The sequence below is a fragment of the Olsenella uli genome (assembly GCF_901212675.1).
GTDB classification, from domain to species: domain Bacteria; phylum Actinomycetota; class Coriobacteriia; order Coriobacteriales; family Atopobiaceae; genus Parolsenella; species Parolsenella uli_B.
This window is the reverse complement of sequence record NZ_CAAKOQ010000042.1, coordinates 33,302-54,635: the sequence shown is the minus strand read 5'-3', so window position 1 is coordinate 54,635 and position 21,334 is coordinate 33,302. Positions and strand designations below refer to the sequence as shown.

Annotated in this window: 19 protein-coding genes; 14 read left to right on the top strand and 5 right to left on the bottom strand. The window is 67.6% G+C overall.

All coding sequences use genetic code 11. The annotated features are described in order from the left end of the window. Positions 1-62: 62 nt before the first annotated feature. Positions 63-1,958, bottom strand: coding sequence for a TerB N-terminal domain-containing protein (locus EFAMC1_RS06765; protein WP_154053545.1), 1,896 nt, complete (start codon positions 1,956-1,958; stop codon positions 63-65). Positions 1,959-2,150: 192 nt separating this feature from the next. Between EFAMC1_RS06765 and EFAMC1_RS06760 the strand changes: the two genes are divergently transcribed. Both EFAMC1_RS06760 and EFAMC1_RS06755 read left to right on the top strand, forming a co-directional pair. Further along, entirely contained in the window at positions 2,151-3,410 is a 1,260-nt protein-coding gene (locus EFAMC1_RS06760; protein ID WP_222838664.1) for an O-acetylhomoserine aminocarboxypropyltransferase/cysteine synthase family protein, read from the top strand. A gap of 125 nt (positions 3,411-3,535) precedes the next feature. Next, positions 3,536-4,540, top strand: a complete 1,005-nt coding sequence (locus tag EFAMC1_RS06755) for a 4Fe-4S binding protein (RefSeq protein WP_154053544.1) — start codon at positions 3,536-3,538, stop codon at positions 4,538-4,540. A gap of 185 nt (positions 4,541-4,725) precedes the next feature. Here the strand turns inward: EFAMC1_RS06755 and EFAMC1_RS06750 are convergent, their stop codons facing one another. Both EFAMC1_RS06750 and EFAMC1_RS06745 read right to left on the bottom strand, forming a co-directional pair. Then, on the bottom strand, positions 4,726-5,043 hold the full coding sequence (locus tag EFAMC1_RS06750; RefSeq protein WP_154053543.1) for a thioredoxin family protein: 318 nt from the start codon (positions 5,041-5,043) through the stop codon (positions 4,726-4,728). Between the two features lie 4 nt (positions 5,044-5,047). Then, positions 5,048-5,308, bottom strand: coding sequence for a sulfurtransferase TusA family protein (locus tag EFAMC1_RS06745; protein WP_154053542.1), 261 nt, complete (start codon positions 5,306-5,308; stop codon positions 5,048-5,050). 230 nt (positions 5,309-5,538) lie between these two features. Between EFAMC1_RS06745 and thiS the strand changes: the two genes are divergently transcribed. From thiS to EFAMC1_RS06685, 12 genes are all read left to right on the top strand, one after another. Then, a complete protein-coding gene (gene thiS, locus EFAMC1_RS06740; protein WP_154053541.1) occupies positions 5,539-5,745 on the top strand; it encodes a sulfur carrier protein ThiS in 207 nt (68 codons plus the stop codon). Beyond that, a complete protein-coding gene (gene thiF / locus EFAMC1_RS06735) occupies positions 5,745-6,566 on the top strand; it encodes a thiazole biosynthesis adenylyltransferase ThiF (RefSeq protein WP_154053540.1) in 822 nt (273 codons plus the stop codon). Before thiS ends, thiF begins: the two co-directional genes overlap by 1 nt. A 131-nt stretch (positions 6,567-6,697) precedes the next feature. Further along, positions 6,698-7,162, top strand: coding sequence for a M67 family metallopeptidase (locus EFAMC1_RS06730; RefSeq protein ID WP_154053539.1), 465 nt, complete (start codon positions 6,698-6,700; stop codon positions 7,160-7,162). A gap of 2 nt (positions 7,163-7,164) precedes the next feature. After that, entirely contained in the window at positions 7,165-8,589 is a 1,425-nt protein-coding gene (locus EFAMC1_RS06725; protein WP_154053538.1) for a sirohydrochlorin cobaltochelatase, read from the top strand. Further along, the gene (locus EFAMC1_RS06720) at positions 8,582-9,121 is read left to right on the top strand and encodes a uroporphyrinogen-III C-methyltransferase (protein ID WP_187324601.1); all 540 of its coding nucleotides are present in this window, start codon (positions 8,582-8,584) and stop codon (positions 9,119-9,121) included. The genes EFAMC1_RS06725 and EFAMC1_RS06720 overlap by 8 nt, the downstream gene beginning before the upstream one ends. Next, complete coding sequence (locus EFAMC1_RS06715) at positions 9,009-9,800, top strand: ABC transporter substrate-binding protein (RefSeq protein WP_154053537.1); 792 nt, start codon at positions 9,009-9,011, stop codon at positions 9,798-9,800. The genes EFAMC1_RS06720 and EFAMC1_RS06715 overlap by 113 nt, the downstream gene beginning before the upstream one ends. Before the next feature lie 16 nt (positions 9,801-9,816). Beyond that, on the top strand, positions 9,817-10,830 hold the full coding sequence (locus tag EFAMC1_RS06710) for a FecCD family ABC transporter permease (RefSeq protein ID WP_154053536.1): 1,014 nt from the start codon (positions 9,817-9,819) through the stop codon (positions 10,828-10,830). Next, positions 10,823-11,614, top strand: coding sequence for an ABC transporter ATP-binding protein (locus EFAMC1_RS06705; protein ID WP_154053535.1), 792 nt, complete (start codon positions 10,823-10,825; stop codon positions 11,612-11,614). Before EFAMC1_RS06710 ends, EFAMC1_RS06705 begins: the two co-directional genes overlap by 8 nt. A 118-nt stretch (positions 11,615-11,732) precedes the next feature. Beyond that, positions 11,733-11,996 (top strand): PqqD family protein, encoded by a 264-nt coding sequence (locus tag EFAMC1_RS06700; RefSeq protein WP_154053534.1) that lies wholly within the window; start codon positions 11,733-11,735, stop codon positions 11,994-11,996. Continuing rightward, complete coding sequence (locus EFAMC1_RS06695; RefSeq protein ID WP_154053533.1) at positions 11,993-12,526, top strand: S24/S26 family peptidase; 534 nt, start codon at positions 11,993-11,995, stop codon at positions 12,524-12,526. The genes EFAMC1_RS06700 and EFAMC1_RS06695 overlap by 4 nt, the downstream gene beginning before the upstream one ends. Next, positions 12,523-14,385 (top strand): ABC transporter ATP-binding protein, encoded by a 1,863-nt coding sequence (locus tag EFAMC1_RS06690; RefSeq protein ID WP_154053532.1) that lies wholly within the window; start codon positions 12,523-12,525, stop codon positions 14,383-14,385. Before EFAMC1_RS06695 ends, EFAMC1_RS06690 begins: the two co-directional genes overlap by 4 nt. Beyond that, positions 14,385-15,707, top strand: coding sequence for a nucleotidyltransferase family protein (locus tag EFAMC1_RS06685; protein WP_154053531.1), 1,323 nt, complete (start codon positions 14,385-14,387; stop codon positions 15,705-15,707). The genes EFAMC1_RS06690 and EFAMC1_RS06685 overlap by 1 nt, the downstream gene beginning before the upstream one ends. Before the next feature lie 238 nt (positions 15,708-15,945). Here EFAMC1_RS06685 and EFAMC1_RS06680 read toward each other — a convergent pair whose 3' ends face one another. Together EFAMC1_RS06680 and EFAMC1_RS06675 are read right to left on the bottom strand one after the other, a co-directional pair. Next, positions 15,946-17,256, bottom strand: a complete 1,311-nt coding sequence (locus EFAMC1_RS06680) for an ATP-binding protein (RefSeq protein WP_154053530.1) — start codon at positions 17,254-17,256, stop codon at positions 15,946-15,948. A 443-nt stretch (positions 17,257-17,699) separates the two neighbouring features. Continuing rightward, complete coding sequence (locus tag EFAMC1_RS06675) at positions 17,700-21,296, bottom strand: LamG-like jellyroll fold domain-containing protein (protein WP_154053529.1); 3,597 nt, start codon at positions 21,294-21,296, stop codon at positions 17,700-17,702. Positions 21,297-21,334 lie beyond the last annotated feature (38 nt).

Genomic DNA, 21,334 nt, shown 5'->3' with positions numbered 1-21,334 from the left:
GTACGAGACGATGCGACGGCATTGCGCTGGCGTGCCACATGTTGGGCGGCTCCGTCCCTTCGCTACCCCTCGTCCAGCGCCGCCCTGACGTCCTCGACGTAGTCCTCCACGAGCCGCAGCTCGGCATCGTCGAACTCCAGAGCCGTGTCGCCCAGCAGGTCGAACAGCTTCTCGTTGATGCCGTCTACCAGCATGTCCATGGACGTGCCCTGCGCCGCGTGGGCGGGCTTGCCGACAAGGAGCGACCGCAGCAGGGAGAGCTCGTCCGGCGTGAGGCCAAGCGGGGCGGACGCGCCGACCTCCGCCTGCGGGGTCTGCGTGGGCGGCTCCAACGTGCCCTGCGAGGTCTGGGTCGATGGCCCTGGCGTAACGTGCGGCGGGGTTTCCAGGTCCAGGGTCGCCTGTTCGGTCACCGTCGCCCCTGCATGTCCTGCTGCCTCCTCGGATGTGCTCTCGGCCTCGCTCTCGTCTGCCGCACCGCTGCCCTCCACGTCCTCACTCGACGAAACGGGCACTCCCTCGGACGCCTCGCCAGCCGCCGGCCCCTCCTCGCGCTCCTCGTCCACGAGCAGCGCCTCCTGCGTGAGGCTCGCCGCCGCGCGGATGCCCGCCAGTTGCGAGAGGTCCACGTGGATGACGCGCGCCTCCTGCTCCCGCTCCCAGGCAAGCCGGGCCTCGATCTCGCGGTCGATGATCTTGGCGAGGTACTTGGGCACCGTCTTCTCCACCAGCGGGTGCTCGTAGCTGATGGCCGCCCTCAGACGCTGGTCGGATGCGCGCAGCACTGCCCCCAGCTTGGTGCTCTTGGTGTGTGACCCGTGGTAGCCCTCCCAGTACCACCTCCCGCGCGCGCAGGTGTAGCGGTTGATGGCATCGAGCTCGTAGGTGGTGTCGGGGTGCGGCTGCTCGCTCCAGAACACCGCAGAGTAGAACATGTCGTAGGGCATGGCGAGCGGGCTGCCGAAGAGGCTCTCCATAAGGCCGCTCTTGCGGTGGGCATCGTAATGGCGGGCCAGCTGCACCACGACCGAGCAGCACACGTGGCGAAGCGTCTCCGGCCGGTCGCGGTAGAGGCGGCTCACGCGCGGCCGGTAGCTGGAGAGCACGTCGAACGACGAGAAGAGCCGCTCCTCAGTCGGGTTGTCCGCCCCGTCCCCCGCGTTGGCACCCCGCTTGCGCCTCCTCTTGGCGGAGGCGTCCTGGGCCGGGGGCGCAGGGTTCGGCAGCGCCGGCGCCACGCCACTCGGGGCGATGAGCGAGGCGGGCGTGGAGAAGCGCGGGGGCACCTGGCGGCCCTCCCAGGCGGCGATGCCGTCGCGCATCGCGATGAGGCCCTGGTCGAACTCGAGGTCGACGTAGGGGGCCACGAGCCTGGGGTCGAGCCCGTGGTAGACCACGTAGTCGCGAAGCCAGAGCCTGACGTGGCGGTCGAGCTGGGGCGCGTGGCCCCTCAAGCTCTGCCAGAAGTGCTCTATGTCATGAAAGCCCTGCTCGCCGGGGGTGGTGCCAACGCCTATGAGCAGCTCATAGAGATGGACGAAGGCAAACGAGAGCGGTGCCTCCTCCATCACGCCCGCGCGCACGGCCGTCCTCCACGTGAAGTAGCCGCGCAGCTGGCGGTCGCTCATGGCCTGGTAGGTGGGGAAGTACTGCTCGAAGTAGCCGTGGTAGGGGACGTCGTCCGTGTAGTCCTCCATGAGGCGCGCCTGGTGGTAGAAGACGCAGGCCTCGGGCTTGGTGCGGAGCTCTGGCGAGCTGGCGAGCGCGCGCATCTCCTGGCAGCGCTTGGGGAGGTAGCCCGCCATCTGCGAGCCGCGCCTGATGATGGGCTCGTCGGCGAAGGTGCGGCCGGCAAACGCGCTGTTTGCCCGCGCGCGGGGGCTTGCGAGGATGCGGTCGATGATCTGCTGAACTGCCTGCGGGCTCAGGGCGTCCGTTCGTCCCGCTCTTGGATTCACGTCGCACCTCCCGGGCCGTCGCTGACAGTATTTGGACTATACCATAGGGCGAACAGACGTTTGAGCTCGTAGTGTGAGGCCTTTTTGTATTCCTACCAACCCAGTAGGATGGTAGTATTGGAAACAACAAGTGGCAGCGACGGAGCACACGTCCCGAGCGGCCGGGCACCACGCAAACGAGGAAGCGAGACCATGACGTCCACGCCATCGGCTGACCCCAAGAAGATGCACCTCGCGACCGCCTTGCTCCACGCGGGCGGCCCGGACGGCGGCGTGACCCCCGCGGCCACGATGGTCCCCGTCTACCAGACGAGCGCCTTCCAGCAGGAGAGCGCCGAGCGTCTCGAGGGCATCTTCCACAACACGCAGCCGGGCTACTGCTACACGCGCGTGGGCAACCCCACCGTCTCGAGCTTCGAGCGCCGCATGGCCGCGATCGAGGGCGGCGTTGGGGCCCTGGCCTGCGCCTCCGGCATGGCGGCCACCTTCAACACCATCATGGGCCTCTGCCAGGCGGGCGACGAGCTCGTTGCCAGCAGCTGCCTGTACGGCGGCACCATCGAGCTGTTCGAGGACCTCGAGCGCATGGGCGTCACGGTGCGCCGCGTGAACGAGGTTACCCCGGCCGAGCTCGAGGGCGCCGTCACCGACCGCACGCGCCTCGTGTTCGCCGAGACCATCTCCAACCCGCGTCTCGGCGTGCTCGACGTGCCGGCCATCGCCGCCTGGTGCCACGAGCGAAGGCTGCCGCTCGTGGTGGACAACACCGTGGCCTCGCCCTACCTGTGCCGCCCGCTCGAGCTGGGTGCCGACATCGTGGTGGAGTCCACCTCCAAGTACGTGAACGGCGGGGGCAACGCCATCAGCGGCATCATCGTCGACTCCGGGCGCTTCTCGTGGGACGCCGAGCGCTATCCCGCGCTTGCCAAGTGGCGCAAGATGGGGCCGTTTGCCCTGCTCGCGCGCCTGCGCAACGGGCTTTGGCGCGACACGGGCGCTTGCCTCGCCCCGTGGACGGCGTTTCTCAACTGCGTGGGCCTCGAGACGCTCGACGTGCGCATGGAGCGCGCGTGCGACAACGCCCTCAGGCTCGCCACGTGGCTTTGCGACAGCGGCCTCGTGAGCGAGGTCGGCTATCCCGGCCTTCCCGATGCGCCCGACCACGAGCTGGCGGCTCGTCAGTTCGGTGGCAGGTACGGCGCGCTCATGACCTTCCGCGCCGGCTCGCGCGAGCGCGCGTTCAAGTTCGTCAACAGCGTGCGCTACGCCTACCGGGCCAGCAACATCGGCGACGTCAAGACGCTCGTGCTGCACCCCGACTCGACGATCTTCGCCGACAACACGCCCGACGAGCGAATGCTTGCCGGCGTCTTCGAGGACTCCATCCGCGTGAGCGTGGGCATCGAGGACGCCGGGGACCTGATCGAGGACTTTAGGCAGGCGCTTTCCTAGTGCGACCGCCTCGGGGACGGCTCTTCCCCGGGCCATGGCTCGCATGGCTCGGAGAAGAGCCGTCCCCAGGAGGATCGGGGAGGCGCCAAACGGGGCGTGGGGACGCCCCAGGAGAGGTGAGTGACATGGCAACTGCAACCGAGGACACGGCGGCGGCAACCGCCGCGCCCAAGAAGCCGACGAACAAGCTCAGCAGCGCCGCGCTCAAGAAGGGCGGCTTCATGGCGCAGAAGCAGAAGGGCTTCTACGCGCTGCGCATCCGCGTGGTGGGCGGCGACCTCACCACGCAGCAGTTCGAGGCGGTGGCCCGCGTCGCAAAGAAGTACGGCCGCGGCTACGCGCACCTGACGAGCCGCCAGGCCATCGAGATCCCGTTCATCAACATCGCCGACGCCGACGAGGTCAAGGCCGTGCTTGCCAAGGGCGGCGTGGAGCCGGGCTGCTGCGGCCCGCGCGTGCGCACCGTCACGGCCTGCCAGGGCTGCCGCATCTGCCCGTCGGGCAACATCGACACCTACGACATCGCCAAGAAGCTCGACGAGCGCTACTACGGCCGCGACCTGCTGGGCAAGTTCAAGTTTGGCGTGACTGGCTGCCAGAACAACTGCCTCAAGGCAGAGGAGAACGACCTCGGCATCAAGGGCGGCCGCAAGGTCAGGTGGCTGCCCGATGCGTGCATCCACTGTGGCATCTGCACCAAGGTGTGCCGCTTCGACGCCTGCCACGACGTGGACGGCAAGATCGTGGTGGACTACGACAAGTGCGTGAGCTGCGGCAAGTGCGCCCAGAAGTGCCCCGTGGACTCCTGGGAGAGCAGGCCGGTCTTCAACCTGCTGTTTGGCGGCCTCTTTGGCAACCACATCACCAAGGGCAAGGCAATCCTTCCGCCGTGCGAGACGGAGGAGCAGCTCTTCCGCGTGGCCGATGCCACCATCCAGTGGTTCGACGACCACGCCAAGCCCGGCGACCGCTTCAAGTTCACGCTTGACCGCGAGGGCTGGGATTCCATGGTCGAGGCCGTGACCAAGGCGTACAACGAGCCCGACACCGGCAAGGGCGAGGTTGTCGAGGTGCGTTACGTGCCCAACCAGGACGATCCCATCCCGATGGACTCGCCCGAGTGGCAGTAGGTGCCCACGGCACCTGCCTGCCTGGCTGACCCTGTTCTTCGGGCCGCCCCGTTCCTCGTGCCGAGGACGGGGCGGCCCGTTCTTTGAAGGCGGGCGTGAATCCATCCGGGTCAAAACAGGTGGCCCCGCCCAATCCTTCGATCGGGCGGGGCCACCTGGGGCACTTCGATGTGGCTTGGCTGTTCCTAGAGCGCCTTCTCCACGAGCTTGGCGAGGTCTCCCTTGGCCATGGTCCCCTGGTTTCTGGCAACCTCCTGGCCGCCCTTGATGAGCACGAACGTGGGGCTGGCCATCACGGCGTAGCGCTGGGCCAGGTCGAGGTCGAAGTTTACGTTGACCTTCACGAACTTGGCGCGCCCCTCGAACTCGGGCTCGAGCTTGCTGATGATGGGGTTCATGCGCTTGCAGGGAACGCAGGAGTCGGAGTAGAAGTCTACGAGCACGGGCACGGGGCTCTCGAGCACCTCGGCCTGGAAGGTGTCGTCGCTTACGCGCAAAGACATGGCCCTACGCCTCCTCGAGCTTGCGAACGTCGAGGTCATAGGTGTCGTCCCCCTCGTCGGACGGCTTGAGGGCAAGCACCTGCTGGCCATCGTCGCGGAAGCTCCTCGGCACGTTCTGCATCGGCTCGCCGGCGTTGAGGTGAACGCGCAGCACCTGGCCAATCTCGAGCTCCTCGAGCGCCGCCTTCGCGGTCACGAACGTCATGGGGCACACGAGCGGCGTGATGTCGACGGTGTCGTCAATCTTGTAGTCGGTTTCGGCCATGGTGAACCTCCGTTGGGTTGTGGGGCCTGCGGTCCCTCGTATGGGGACGAAGAAAACCGCGAGTTTGGCCTTGCGTCTCAAAAGGTGGTGCTAGTATATCCCTAAAACCTAGTAGATAGATAGGTTAAAGTGGAATCACGGGTGGGATAAGCGACAATGCCCCGCACGGGAGCAAAGCCAGCCTGCCCGCAAGGCGGGAAGACCAGGCCGTGAGGCCGAGGGGAGAGAACATGAACATCACCGTTGGCGGAGACAAGAAGACCGTCGAGGACGGCCTTACCGTGGCCCAGCTCATCGACCAGGAGAAGGTCGAGAACCCCGACTACGTGACCGTTGCCGTGAACGACGCCTTCGTCGACCACGCCGAGTTTGCCTCGCACAAGCTTGCTGACGGCGATACGGTGGAGTTTCTCTACTTCATGGGCGGTGGGCGCTAATGGCGTTCACCGGCGAGCAGCTCGAGCGCTACAGCCGCCACATCATCCTCAAGGAGGTCGGCGTCAAGGGCCAGAAGAAGCTCTGCGCCGCCAAGGTCCTCATCATCGGCGCGGGCGGCCTCGGCGCGCCTGCGGCGCTCTATCTCGCCGCGGCCGGCGTGGGCACCATCGGCATCGTCGACGCCGACGAGGTGGACCTCTCCAACCTGCAGCGCCAGGTCATCCACACCACGCCCGACATCGGCAAGCCCAAGGTGGACTCCGCGGCCGAGACCATGGAGGCCATCAACCCCGATGTCACGGTCAAGACCTACCAGGAGTTCGTGGACTCCACGAACATCATGGACCTCATCGCGGACTACGACTTCGTCATCGACGGCGTGGACAACTTCCCGACGAAGTTCCTCATCAACGACGCCTGCGTCATGGCCAAGAAGCCCTTCGTGCACGCGGGCATCATCCGCTTCAGGGGCCAGCTCATGACCTACGTGCCGGGCGAGGGCCCATGCTACCGCTGCGTCTTCAAGACCATGCCGCCCAAGGACGCCGTGCCCACCTGCAAGCAGGCCGGCGTGATCGGCGCCATGGCCGGTGTGATCGGTTGCCTGGAGGCGCTCGAGGCCATCAAGTACGTCTGCGGCATCGGCGAGCTGCTCACCGGCAAGCTCCTCACCTTCGACGCGCTCAAGGGCGAGTTCCACACCATCAAGCTACCGCCCGCGGACCCGAACTGCGCCATCTGCTCCGACCACCCGACGATCCACGAGCTGATAGATTACGAGCAGCCCGAGTGCGCGGAAGCGCACCACGGCCTCGCATAGCACGTCGTCTTGGTGCTCAATCGTCGGTTGCGTACCTAGTGCGCTTCCCTCCTCTTTCGGGCCAATACGACGCACGCTGCGAACCCGTGTTGGCTTCCGCGACGAACAGGCAAGAAGGACTGGTTGTGACAATGGTCGACAAGCTGACGCTCTTGCGGGCGGACTATGAGCGCATCCTGGGGCATGCCCGGTCGGGGCTGCCCAACGAGATGTGCGGGCTCATCGCGGGCACGGTGGAGGAGCTGGCCCCCGGCGAGCTCCTGGGTGCGGCTGGCGAGCACAAGGTGGGCCACATCAGGCACGTCTACCTGCTCACCAACACCGACGAGAGCAACGAGCACTTCACGATGGACCCGCGCGAGCAGCTCGCAGCGGTGAAGGACGCCCGTGCCAACGGCTGGGAGCTTTTGGGTAACTGGCACAGCCACCCCGAGACGCCGGCGCGTCCGTCCGACGAGGACAAGCGCCTCGCCTATGACCCGACGACCTGCTACCTTATCCTCTCACTCGAGGATGCGGAGCATCCGGCGCTCAATGCGTATCACATCGGCAAGGACGGCTTCGCGCCGCGCGTGTTTCTGGAGATAGAGGAGTAGCTGTGGCTGACGAGGGAACCGGCGCGGCGTCCTGTGGGAAGGCGGCCGCGCCTTCCCTCGACGCCGTGCTCTTTGCAAGCTACGGAACCTCGCGCGAGGAGGCACGGGCGGCGAGCATCGCGCCTGTAGCCGAGATGTTGCGCGAGGGCCTCGGGTGTGCGGCGGCAGGCGAGGCCGCCGATGCGGATGACACCGGTGTTGCCGTCGCCCGCTCGGCGAACGCCTTAGCTCGCCCGGCCTTTGCCGAGGCCTACACGAGCGCGAAGGCCCGCCGCGTGCTCGCGCGCCGCGGCGTCCGCGTCCCGGACGTCTCGGAGGCGCTGCACGAGCTGGCCCGTGCCGGCGTCCGCCGCGTACTCGTGCAGCCGGGCCACCTTGTCCACGGCACAGCGTTCGCGCAGGTCGAGCGGGCGGTGGCGTCCTGCCGGTTCCTCTTCTCCCGCATAGCGCTCGGCGAGCCGCTGCTCTCCTCGGAGGACGATCTTGCCCGTATTGCGCAGATCCTCGACGCTCGGCATCCGCGCCGCCCGGGCGAGGCGCTCGTGCTTGTGGCGCATGGCGTCGACGAGGGGTCGGCCGTGACGGGCTCCACCTATGCTTCGCTGGCGCTTCACCTGCGCGAGCTTGGCCGCGACGACGCGTTCGTCGGCTCCATGCACGGCTACCCGGGTGTCGACACTGTGCGGCGGCTCCTCGCGCTCGACCGCGAGCGCCTGGGCATCACCCGCGTCCGCCTCGTCCCGCTCATGCTTACGGCGGCCGCCCACGCCTCGCGCGATATCGCGGGCGAGGCGCCCGGCAGCTGGCGCACGGCCCTTGCGGCCGAAGGGTACGACGTCTCCTGCGAGCTCGAGGGCCTCGGTGCGTTGCCGGCGGTCCGCGAACTCTACCTCGAGCATGCGCGTGCGGCCCTGCGGGCGCTGGAGTCGAAGCCGGCCGGGCCCGATGCCTCCGCCACTCCCACCCACACCAAGTTCCCGCTCTTCAGGGACCTCTCGGGAGCCCGCTGCATCGTGGTGGGCCTGGGCTCCGTCGGCCTGCGCAGAGCCCGCATGCTTGTGCGTTTCGGCGCCAAAGTCACGGCCATCGACCCTTCGCCTGCCGAGGCGCGCGCCCGCGAGGCGGCGGAGACGGGCATTGCCCTCGAGCGCCGAGAGTGGCTTCCGGCGGACGTCGAAGGGGCGAGCCTCGTCGTGGCCGCGACGGACTGTCGACCGGTGAACTCGGTTATCGCCCGAGCCTGCTCGCGCACCCATGTGCCGGTGAGCGTGGCGGACAATGCCGAGGAGAGCACGTGCTTCTTCCCGGCCGTCTGCGAGACGGAGCGGCTCGTGGCTGGCATCGTCTCGGACGGGCACGACCACGAGCTCGTGGCACGTGCTGCGGCCGAGGTTCGCACGGCGCTCCGGGAGGTCGACCGTGCCTGAGGCAGTGAGCTACGGGCTCGTCGCGCTCGTCGGCGCCGGCCCCGGCAGGGCAGACCTCATCACCGTGCGTGGCCGCTACCTGCTCGAACATGCCGACGTGGTCGTGCACGACCGGCTCGACACGGAAGAGTTGCTGGCACGCGCCGGCTCCGCGACGCCGGCCGGTCGTGCCCGGCTCGTCAACGTCGGCAAGCAGGCCGGTGCCCACCCCGTCCCGCAAGGTGAGATCAACCGGATCCTCATCCGCGAGGCGGCAGCGGCGCGGCTCGTCGTCCGGCTCAAGGGCGGCGACCCGTACGTCTTTGGGCGCGGCGGGGAGGAGGCGTCCGCACTCGCCGAGGTGGGCGTGCCCTTCGAAGTGGTGTCCGGCGTCACGAGTGCGCTCGAGGCCTTCTCACCCGCAGCGTGTGGTGGTTGGCATGGGCAGCCTCGCCGACATCTGGCGCGACGCGGGCGGCTCGGTCGTGGGCGTGTCAGACGACGCGTTCAAGAACTTCGGCTTCGACCAGTCCCAGGTCGCGAGCATCGGTGACCACACGTCCATCAGCATCGAGCAGATCCTCGCCCTCAACCCGGACTTCGTGATCCTCTCCGGTAATTCCGACGATGACAGCTCCAACAAGGGCCCCAGCCAGGACCAGCTCAGGCGGTCGCTCGAGGCCTCCGGCATCCCCGTGGCCTTCTTCAAGGTCGACACCTTTGACGACTACCTGCGCATGCTCAAGACCTGCACCCAGGTCACCGGCCGTGACGACCTTTACAAGCAGAACGGTACCGACGTGCAGGACCGTGTGAACCAGGCGCTCTCGCAGTACTCCGTGGCCGACAAGCAGCCGACTGTCCTCGTGATGAACGCCTCCTCCAAGGGCGTGAGTGCCCAGAAGCCCGACCACATGGCCAGCGAGATGGTGAAGGCCCTCGGCGCCAAGCTCCTCACCGAGGAGAACCCGAGCCTGCTCACTGACTTCAGCATGGAGGCCGTGGCGGAGCTCGACCCCGACTACATCTTCGTGCTGCCGGCCGCCAAGGACGATGCGACGGCCAAGCGCAACTACGAGCAGGCCGTCGAGGGCAATGCCGCCTGGCAGGGCATCGGCGCCGTGCAGCAGGGCCACGTCACGGTGCTCGACATCGAGCACTTCTTCCGCAAGCCCAACGCCGAGTGGGACCAGGCCTACGTGACCCTGGGCCAGGCCCTTGCCACGCTGTAGCGGAAGGCCCGGACGGATGCGACTCCGCAGGTTGCCGCTGGCGCCCGTCCTCGCGGGCTCCCTCGTCTGCCTCGCCCTCGTGGCGGGGGTCGGGCTCATGGTGGGCGCCAGCAGCGTCGGCCCGTCTGAGCTGTGGGGCTTCCTCACGGGCGGGGAGATCACCCCGGTGGCCCGCAACATCCTCGTGAACATGCGCATCCCGCGTGTGGCGGCAGGGCTCCTCGCGGGGGCCTCGCTCGCCGTTGCTGGCGCGCTCGTGCAGGCGGTGCTCGACAACCCGCTTGCCAGCCCGAGTATCATGGGCATCAACTCGGGCGCCGGCGTGGTGGTTCTCGCCGCGTCGGCCCTCCCGTTTCTCGGCGCGGCCGGCGACCCGGCGCGCCTCGCGCTCGCGGCCTTCGCGGGCGCGCTCACGGCGGCGCTGCTCGTCTTCGCCGTCTCGGCCCGGGCCGGCGTCTCGCGTCTGACGGTCGTGCTCGCCGGCGTGGCGCTCAACGCCATCTTCGGCGCCGCGCAGAACGCCGTGCTCATCATCGTGCCGAACCTCTACGTGGGTGCCTCTTCGTTTCTCGTGGGCGGCTTCTCGGGCGTGCTGCTGGGAGACCTCGGCTTTCCCGCTGTGTTCTCGCTGGCTGGCTTTGCCGTGGCCCTCGTGCTGGCGCCCACCCTCAACGTGCTGACGCTTGGCAGCGAGAGCGCGCATGCGCTCGGTGTGCGCGTCTCGGCCGTACGCGTGGCGGCTCTCGCGGCAGGCTCGCTGCTGGCGGCGAGCGCCGTGAGCTTCGCGGGCCTGCTCGGCTTCGTGGGGCTCGTGGTGCCGCACCTCGTCCGGCGCGTGTTCGGCGTGGACGCGCGCCGTCTCGTGCCGCTCTGCGCGGTGTGGGGCGCCGCGTTCACCGTCGCGTGCGACACCTTCGCGCGGACCGCCTTCGCCCCGTACGAGCTGCCGGTGGGCATCGTGCTCGCCTTCGTGGGCGGACCCTTCTTCGTCTATCTCATCATGCGGGGGAGGGGATATCGCGATGAGTGACGCTCCTGCGCTCGAGTTCCGCAACGTCTCCTTCTCGTACGGATCGGCCCCGGTGCTCGGAGGCTTTTCCCTTGCAATCCCTGCTGGCGGCGTGACGGGCATCATCGGGCCGAATGGCTGCGGCAAGTCGACGCTGCTCAAGCTGGCGGACGGCCTCCTGGAGCCGAGCTGCGGCGAGGTGTTTGCTGCCGGCAAGCCCGTAAACGCCCTGCCCGCCCGCGAGCGCGCCCGCCTGGTCGCCCTGCTGCCGCAGGTGCACCGTACGCCGGCCATGATCGTGCGAGACCTCGTGATGTGCGGGCGCTATGCGCACATGGGCGTGTTCGGACGGCCCGGCGCGGAGGACGAGCAGGCGGTAGACGCGGCGCTGGAGGAGGTCGGCATCGCCAGCTTTGCCGGCAAGATGGCCCGCCGGCTCTCCGGCGGCGAGCGCCAGCGGGCCTTCCTCGCCATGGCCGTGGCGCAGGATGCCCGCATCCTGCTACTCGACGAGCCGACGACCTACCTCGACGTGCGTGCGGCGCATGAGACGATGCACCTCGTGCGCGAGCTGAGCGAGCGGCGCGGCACCTCGGTCGTTGCGGTGATCCACGACCTCGACCTCGCGCTGCGGAGCTGCGACCGCATCGTCGTGCTGGGGGGCGGCGGCGTGGCGGCCCAGGGCGCTCCGCGCGACGCGGCCGTGCTTGGCGCCATCGGCGACGCGTTCGGCGTCGACGTCTGCGAGGCGGAGACGCCCCACGGTCGCGCCTACGCCTTCTTCCCGAGGGCAACGGACGAATAAGGGAGGGTCTCAGAATCCGGGCGGCGCCCCCTCCGCACGGTCTATCATGGACAGGACGGGTCGCCCCCGCGATGAGTTTTCATCCGGGCTGGCGCATGGCTGCCGAGAGGGGAACGCTGTGAAGATCAAAGACGGGTTCGTGCTGCGCCAGGTCGCCGGGCAAGGCGTCGTCATCGCCACGGGCGAGGCCAGCAAGGAGTTCAGCGGCATGGTCAAGCTCAACGGCACGGGCTCCTTTATCTGGGAGAAGGTCGCCGAGGGGCTCGACGAGGACGCCATCGCCAAGGCGCTTACCGCGGAGTACGACGCGACGCCCGAGAAGGCCGCATCCGACGTCGCCAGCTTCGTGGCCAAGATGCGCGAGAACGGGTTCCTTGCGTGACGAGCACCGCTTCTGACCGGCAGACTGCTTCAGACCGGAACGCGCAGTCCGCGTCGACGCATGCCGCGACGGCCGCCGCGCAAGACGCCGCCCCGGCCGGCTCCCAGCCGCGCATCGAGGACGTGCTCCGCATCGAGGGGGTCTACGTCTCCACGACGGTGGGCGTGAGCATGTGGCCCATGCTGCGCAACCGGCGCGACACCATCGTCGTGCGGCCGGCGGCGGGCAGGCTCAACCGCTTCGACGTGGCCCTCTACCGCGCCCACGGCAACTACGTGCTGCACCGCGTCGTGCGTGTGCTGCCCGAGGGCTACATCATCATCGGCGACAACTGCATAACCGAGGAGCACGTCGAGGACTCGCAGGTCCTGGGCGTGCTTTCCGAGTTCTACCGCGGCGACAAGCACGTGGACATGGCGGGCCTGCCGTATCGGGCCTACGTCTGGCTCTGGGTGACGACAGCCCCCGCGCGGCATTTCGCCAAGCGCGCGAAGGGCTGGCTCGGCCGCCGCGTGAGGGGCAGCCGGTGAGTCGTCGTGGCAACAGCCGGGCGGGCTCGCGCGGTGGGCTCGTCAAGACCGAGCGCCCGGTGCGCGAGCTCTGGGCGTGGGTGCGCTCAGCGCTCGGTGGCAAGGTGTGGCGCATTGTGGGCCTGTGCGTCCTGCAAGGCTCCATGTCCGTCATTGCCGTCTCGTATGCCCTGCTCATGAGTAACGTGGTCGACTCGGCCACGGCGGGCGACGGTCCCGCGTTCGCACGGGCCTGCGTCGCCTTCGGCGTGGCGCTCGTCGTGCAGGTGGGGCTCGGCGCCGCGCAGAGCCACGTGGCCGAGCGCTCCCGCGGAGATTTCGACAACGCCCTCCGCGGGGCCGTCTTCACTGCCCTGCTCGGAGGTGAGGAGACCGGCGCCGCCCGCCATACCGGCGACCTCATGAGCGTGCTCACCTCCGACGTGACGGTGGTCACGAGCGGGCTTACCTCGCTGCCCATGACCGTCGTCTCCATGGTGGTGCGTATGGTTGGCGTGCTTGCCGTCATGGCCCTCATCGCCCCGGGCCTCGCGTTGCTGTTTCTCGTCGCGGGCGGTACCTTCGCCGTCGGCTCGACGCTGCTGCGTCGGCGCATCGGTGGGCTCCACCTGCGCGTCCAGGAGGCTGAGGCGCGCGTCCGAAGCTTCATGCAGGAGTGCCTCGAGGGTGTCACGGTGGTGCGGGCCTTCGGCGTGGAGGAGAAGACGAGCCGTGCAGCCGACGCCCTGATGGGCGAGCACCTGCGCGAGCGGATGCACAAGAGCGACGTCTCGACGCTCGCCACCTCGGGCTTCAACCTCGTGATGCAGCTCGCCTACCTCGTCGGGTTCGTGTGGTGCGGCCACGGAATCCTCGTGGGGACGGTCACGGCCGGTACCCTCGTGGCGGTGACCCAGCTCGTCGGGCAGATCCGCGGCCCGCTGGCCAGCGCGAGCGGCATCGGTCTCACGCTGGCGTCTACCTGCGCGAGCGTCGAGCGCCTGATGGGGGCGGAGGGCTCGTCCGAGGGGGAGGCGCGCTCGGTTCCCGCATGGTTGGGCGAGGGCACGCCCGAGGGGGACGGGCCCGCTCAGGCCGCCGTGCTCGGCTCGGCCCCGGACGACGCGTCCGAGACCTGGCCCCGAAGCCTCTACGCCGGGCTCGAGAGCATCCGGTTCGAGAACGTCTCCTATGCCTACGCCAGCCGCGAGGTGGTGCCCGCAAAGAGAGCCGTTGCCGAGAATTCCTCCGCTCCCGCGTCGCGCCCCACCCTCAGCCACTTCTCCGCGACGGTCCCCAAAGGCTCGTTCACCGTGGTCACGGGGCCGAGCGGCGTGGGCAAGTCGACCCTGCTCATGCTGCTGATGGGTCTTCGCCGCCCAACGTCCGGGCGCGTCGCGCTCGCGTGCGCGGACGGCCCTACCGTGGACGTGTCCGCGCTGCCGGCCGGCATGTTCGCCTACGTTCCACAGGGCAACGGCCTCATGTCCGGCACCATCGCCGAGGCGGTGGCCTTCTCCGAGCGCGGCCCCGAGCCGGACATGGCGCGCGTCCGCTCCGCCTGCCGCGCCGCCTGCGCCGCCGAGTTCGTGGAGCGCCTGCCACGCGGCTACGAGACCATGCTCGGCGAGCACGGCCACGGCCTCTCCGAGGGCCAGATGCAGCGGCTCGCCGTGGCACGCGCCCTCTACAGCGGCGCCCCGATCCTCGTGCTCGACGAATCCACCTCGGCGCTCGACGCAGACACCGAGTGCCGCCTGCTTGACTCGATCCGCTCCATGAGCGACGTGACCGTGTTCATCGTGACGCACCGCCCCCAGGCAGTCTCCCTGTGCGACCAGGAGCTGCATCTGGGCGGCCAGACAGAAGGGGGCCGCTGATGGCGGCAAAGCAGCAGCAAGTCGTGGCGAAGGCGTCCCAGGGCACAACGCCGGCGGCCTATTCGGGCGCCACGAGGCTGACCCCGGCGCTCCGTGCGGCCGGCCTCGCCCTCGCGCAGCTCATGCGGTCGGGCATGCTCGGCGCCCCGCTCGAGGGGCTGCCTGCGCTCCAAGACGGTGCCACATGGGAGAACGTCCGCGCGCTCGCCAAGCACGACAGCGTGGAGGCCATCGCTTGGGCCGGCCTCGGCGAGGCGGCGCGCGCGGCCCTTCCCGAGGAGCTGCGCAAGTCCTGGGGCTCCGCGGCAGACCTCACCCTGCTCCGCCAACTTCAGTTCGACGTGGAGCGCGAGCGCATCACGGCGCAGATGGAGGCCGACGGCCTCTCGTGGCTGCCGCTCAAGGGCGTGCTCATCGGCGCGTACTACCCGCAGCCTGGCCTGCGCTCCATGGCGGACAACGACATCCTCTACGGCTTCGTCGAGCCGGAGCCGGACGGGCGCGGCTTCCGCATCAAGGGTGCCACCGAGGCCGAGCGCGCGGAGACGGTCGAGCGCGGCACCGAGGAGATCGTCCGTATCATGAAGGGTCTCGGCTACCGGGGTGAGCACGTCGGTGCGAGCAAGGACGACTGCTTTTACAAGGAGCCGATGTTCAACTTCGAGATGCACCGCGGCCTGATGGACGACATGGACGAGGACATCCCGGCGTTCTGCGCGTACTACGAGAACCCGTGGCTGCGCGCCCGGCAGGACGGAAACGAGCCCCTGCGCTTCCTGTTCTCGCCGGCGGATGAGTACCTCTACTTTCTCGCCCACGCCTACAAGCACTTCAGCCGCGCCGGCTGCGGCGTGCGCTTCATTGCCGACGAGTGGGTGCTGCTCGGCCATTACGGCGAGGCGCTTTTCGGCCCGTACCTGGAGGGAGAGCTCGAGAAGCTCGGCCTCGCGGAATTCGACCGGCTCGTGCGCGACATGGCGCAGACCCTCTTCGGCGGCGAGGGGGCCGCGCCAGAGCTCACGGAGGACCAGCAGCGCCTCTGGTTCTACCTGCTGGGATGCGGCACCTACGGCACGACGGAGAACCGCGTCGCACACCGGTTGCAGGAGCTGGCGGAGGAGGGTAAGTCTGCGGGGGAGGCGCGGGCCGAATACCTCGGCAGTCGCTTCTTTCCCAGCTATACGTGGTGCTGCCTCTACTACCCGGTGCTGCGCGGCCGAAAGTGGCTGTACCCGGGCTTCCTCGTCTTCCGCATCGTGCGCGGCGTGGTGGTGCACCCGGGCCGCCTCCTCGGCGAGTTGCGCGTCATCCTGCGGCGGTAGGGGGCGGGCTCTGGCTTCTGCATAGTCGCAGGTAGATGGACTAACTCGGTAAAATGCGAGCTAGTCATTCGGTAAAATACGGATAATTCACTCAGGAAATTACGGCAATCTCATTCGGCAAAATACGAGTGCCCCATCCAGTAAAAAACGGACCCGGGAGCCGTGGGGCTTCCGGGTCCGTCGCGTCCGGCTGCGGGGGCCAGGCGCCATGCCGATCAAGATGCGTCTGGGGTCGGGCTTATGCTCCGAGGGCCGCCGCCGGTATGACCATCACTCCGTCGTCTCGTGTGTATGCCAGGCTCCCGCGCCCAACGATGACGGCAAGGAAGGCGGGTTCGGCGTTTCTCGCTGCCGGGTTGGAGAGGATTTTCTTTTTGAGGGCCAGCAGATTTTTGGCCCCCTCGTCGGCCTTCGTGTCGCTGAGCTTGATCTCGATGCCGGCCCAGCTACCCTGATACTCGAGAATCGCGTCGACTTCCAGCCCTGATTCGTCACGGTAGTACCGGACATCGTTGCCGATGCCGGCATACGTCGACAGGAATACCCGAAGATCTCGAATCACAAGGTTCTCGAAGAGCATGCCAAGGGTCTGCGTGTCCTTGAGGAGCCGCGCTGGGGTTGCGCCAAGCAGGGTGGCAGGGAGCGAAGGGTCGCAGAAGTAGCGCTTCGGCTTCACCCTCACCCGCGCCTTGGAACGCATGGGAGGCTCCCATCCATAGAGGTCCTCAATAAGCTGCAAGCGGCTGAACAGCTCGAGATAGGCCGAGAGCGTGCCCTCGTCCGGCCCCTTCTCCCCGCCAGCCATATCCTTTGCGAGGGTCTTGTAGGTCACGGCCTGGCTTTCGTTGAGCGCGAGGGCCCGCATGAGCGCGAGAGCCAAAGCCGGCGAGCGGCCGTCTTCCAGAACGTTGACGTCCAGGACGGCTTGGATATATTGGGCCGCCACCTCCACTGCCGTCTCGTCGGACAAGCCGAGGGCTGCCGGCCAACCTCCCCTGCAGCACCAGCGCGCTACATCAGAAACCTCGGTATCTGAGCGTGCGGGCTGCGGCGGTTCGCCTTCGAACAGTTTCTTGAGCGAAACGGTGGGGGAGGACTCTCCTGCTTCGGAGAGCGTCATGGGCCGCATGGTAAGCCGCGCTATCCTTCCCGCCCCGCTGTGCCGCACCCTTCCCCGTTCCGCTTTCTTGAGGGCGGTCGACCCCGTAAGCAGCAACAAACCGTGCTTGTCTCCGGCATCGTCGACGAAGCGCCTTGCGGCGTCCCAGACTTCGGGAACTTCCTGCCACTCGTCGACGAGGTGAGGAGGCTGCCCGACCAGAGCGAGCTTGGGGTCCATCTCTGCCGCTTCACGCTCGGTGGGGCTGTCGAGCTTTGCGATGCTTGCACAGCGGGTCATGGCGGTCCACGTCTTGCCGCACCACTTCGGCCCGGTGATCTCGACACAGCCGAAAGTCGCCATCAGCGTGTCGAGCCTTTTCTCGATGAGACGGGGCTTGTAGCCATGGGGAGTGAGGTTGGTTGTGTCTTGATTGGTCTTATCGTTCATCAGGGCCTCCTAACTGCATATTCGGTATTTTACGTGAGTTATGTTCGGTAAAATGCGAGAACTACATTCAGAAAAATACGAGTTAGACATTCAGGAAGATACGGAGATTCCATTCCATAAATAACGAGAATATCGTTCGGGATAATCCGGAATCCTATTTTGGAGAAAACGAAGGGCCTGCTTGACGATACGGAAGAGGGGATGGGCATGCAGGGACAAACGCCACGCCCCGACCGCCCCTTTTATCACGTGAAGACCATGCGTGCTCCGAAAGCCATGCCTGAGCGCTCACGCTAGACAAAACGGACCCGGGAGCCGTGAGGCTTCCGGGTCCGTCGCGCTCGGCTGCGGGGTCCGGGCGCCATGCCGAAGTGGCAGGAGGGTTCGGGGCGCTTACGCCTAGCCGCCCTCGCGTAGCGGCGGCTCGGGCACAGGGCGCGTCGTTACTGCTGCTGCAGGCCGCTCTTCGCGTAGAGCGAGGCCGCGTCATCGGCCGAGAGCGCCTTGCCGTAGATGCGCGCGAAGGCGATGGCCGTGTTGCGGACGGCCGGGAACTCCGGGCCGCCGTTGTTCATGGACTCCTCGGCGCCGATGTAGATGGTGTTGGACTTCTCCTGGCTTCCGACGGCCTGAGCGTCCGGCGAGGAGGTGCCCTGCGTGCCGTTCACGTAGAGCGTCATCTGCGCCTGGCCGGAGACGGTGCCTGCGTTGTCGTTCACGGCGACGACGTGGTACCAGGTGTTGGCCTTGACACCGCTCACGCTCGCGGTCTTAGACGAGCTCGCGCCCTTCTTCACCTCGAAGGTGAGCTTCGCGCCGTCGTCCTTGTCGAGGTGGAGGCCCATGCCGTCGTTCTGCACGTTGTCGAACAGGCCGCGGTAGTTCTTGCCGTCGGCCTTGGTGTTCGGCACCTTGAAGAGCAGCTCCATCGTGAAGCCGTTCTGCATCGCCGAGTAGTCGTCGGCGGTGAGCTTGTAGCCCAGGCCGCCCTTGCCGTCCATCATCGCGACGGGCTGGCGCAGCGTCTTGTCCATGCGCGTGCCGCCGCTGTAGTGCGAGCGGTCGGCAGCGTGCTTGCCCGTCCAGTCCTGCGCGGAGCGACGGCGGAAGTCGACGTTGAGGATGTCGGCGCCGGCGACCTCGGCCGCGACGACGGTGACGGCGACGTTCGCCGTGGCGCCGTTGACCATCGCGCTGATGTTGGCGGTGCCGAGCGCGACGGCGGTCACGAGGCCGCGCTGGGCGTCGACCGTCGCCACGGCCTCGTTGTCGGAGCTCCACTTGCCGTCGTAGGCGGCGTAGGTCTGCGGGGCGTTGCTCTGGTAGGTGGCGGTGAGCTGGAGCGTCTTGCCGAGCTGCAGCTTGGCGGCGTTCTCGCTCACGCCGTCGCCGGAGATCACGACCTCGCCGGTCAGCGCGCCCGTGCCCACGGTGAAGCCGAAGTGGTGGTCGCCCTGGTTCTCGAGGCCGGCCGAGGGGTCGACCTTCGAGGCGTCGGGCTCGGTGCCGCTCTCGGCGTCATCGCCCGGCTTGGCGGCGTTGTCATCCTCGGTGAGGGTGTAGAGGATCGGCATCACGAAGGTGCGCAGCGCCGGGATGTCGGGAATGGCCATGCCGGGGGTGCTGTCCGAGCCGGCGAGGGCGGAGACGAGCTTGTCGGCGGTGCCGAAGTTGCTCGAGAGGATATTCTTGATGATGGTGGTGAAGACCGCGCCGGCGTCGATGTTCGCGAGCTTGGTCGCGTCGGTGTGGATCGCGGCGAGGATGAGCATGAGGTCGGCGGCCTTGGCCTGGCCGGCGTCGTTGGCGTTGCCGTCCACGGCCTTGCGGACGAACGAGATGAGCGAGCCGTCATTCTCGACCTTGTTGCCGTCGGCGTCCACGCCCGTCTTCGTGTTCATCGCGTCGAGGGCGGTCTGCACCCAGGCGTCGCGCTGCTCGTCGCCCTTGAGGTGGTAGGCGTAGGCGTAGTTGATGATGCCAAGCAGGTTCTCGCTGGTGTTGGCCGGGATCGGGGCGTCGCAGGCGTCGACGAGGATGCGCTGGATCATGTCGAGCAGCTTGGCGCCCTCGACGCCTTTGTTCTTGATGATCGTGTCGAGGTCGGCGAACACCGTGTTGAGGAAGGTGTTGAGCGAGACGTCGCCCGCGGCGGAGATGGTGGCGTTGAGGTGCACCACGGCGGCGGGCATGACGCCGCCGTTCTCTGCCACGGCGTCGTTCACGATTTGTGCGGCGCGCGCGTCCTGCTCGGGCGTGGTCGAGAGCGTGAAGGCTGCGGAGGCCGCGTTGTCGGTGTTGTTGATGGTGATGAGGCTGTTCGCGGTGTTGTACCAGATGCTGATGGCCTTGCCGAGCACCGTCTGGTACGTCATGCCGGGCGTAAGTTGCTTGTCCGGCACGGCAATCTTCAGCCCCGTGTCCACGCTCGTGTACCCGGCGTCCGTCAGGTACTTCGCCAGGAACTTGAAGACGGCGCCGTTGAGCTGGTCGGCCGTGAGCTCCTCGGTCGCGTCCGGCGCGAGGGTCGAGCTCAGCATGCTCGCGAGCAGCGCCTTGATGCCGCCACCGGGGATCTTCAGGCTCTCGATGAAGTACGGGCCGTCCGTGGCCTCGATGTACTCGAGCGCCATGGTTCCGTACACGCTCACGATGTTGGTGAGCAGCGCCTTGGTGAGGAGGCGCTCGTGGCCGAACTCCGTGATGTCGGCGATCGTGCCCTGCGCGGGTGTGCCGGCGTCGTCCCAGTCGGCCAGCTTGTCGCCGTTCTTCAGCGTGTAGGTCACCGCTCCTAGCTTGTGCGAGGCGAAGGCGAGGGTCGCGCCCGTGGCGCCGTCCGCGTCCCGGCCGAAGTTCAGCGTGAGGTAGCGGATGTCGGACGGGTAGGTGACGGTGGCACAGGTCTCGATGTCGTAGATGGCGGGCACGGCGGTGGGGTACGTGTTGGTGTCCTGGAACTCGGGGAACTGGTGCGCGGCCACGTCGTTGGCGTGCATGTGGCCGGTGAGCACGCAGCTGATACCCGCCCACGCATAGTACTGGGCCACCACGTCGTAGTCCTCGACGAGGTAGTCGGCAAGGATCGTCGGCTCCTGGCCGAAGTGCGCCACGATGCCGTGGTGCTGCATGGCGAAGACGACGTCGCCGTTGTTCTTGGCATCCTGGGCCTTCTTGACGATCCAAGGCAGCAGGCCCGTCGTGCCGAGCTGGCTCGGGTCGAACACGGCGTTGCCGTCTGCGCCCTTGGGCACGCCGGTGATGCGGCCGTGGGTCTCGTGCTCGTCGGTGCCGGTGTCGGTGGTGTCGTAGGAGTAGCGGCAGGAGTCGACGCAGATCATCGTGACCCTGGTGCCGTCCGTGCCGGCGAAGTGCGTGACGTAGGAGGCGGCGCCGGCCGTGGCGTCGTGGCCAGACTTGGGCTGCAGGTAGTACGAGCTGTTGACGTAGAGCTCGTCCGCGTCGTTGTAGCCGCACTTGCCGTAGTAGGCGTCGCTGCGGAACTCGGAGGGCGTGACGGCACCGGCCGGGGCGGCCTTGCCGTCGGCGCCGATCTTGGTGAAGTCGCGGCCGTCGACGTTGTTGTTGATGTCGTGATTGCCGTTGATGATGCGGACGACGCAGTCCTTGGCGCTGTCGCCGGCTGTCTGGAGCAGCTTGGTGCGCACCTCGTTGTGGCAGACTTGCTCGCCGTCCTTGGTGAGGTCGCCGGAGACGAAGATGGCGTTCGGCTTGTAGGCGCGCACGTCCTGGAGCGCCTTGTCGAGGATGTCGGCGCTCTGGCGGAAGAGTTTGCGATCAGAGTTCTCCGCGGAGTGGAACGCGTCGTTCTCGGCGAAGAGCGTGTGCGACATGTAGTGAATGTCGGAGAGAATCGCGATCTTCACGGTGTTGGCGTAGGGCGCGGCGGCAGAGGCCTCCTCCGCTGCGAAGGCGGCCTCGGGGTCCTGGGCGAAGGCCCAGGCGAATGCGGCGGAGCCGGCTCCGGCGAGCGCTAGGCGCATGAAGCCGCGACGCGAGATGTTCGGGTTGAGTTGGGCCATGAACGTCCTTCTTTCTCGTTTTGGGAGGGGTGTGCCGG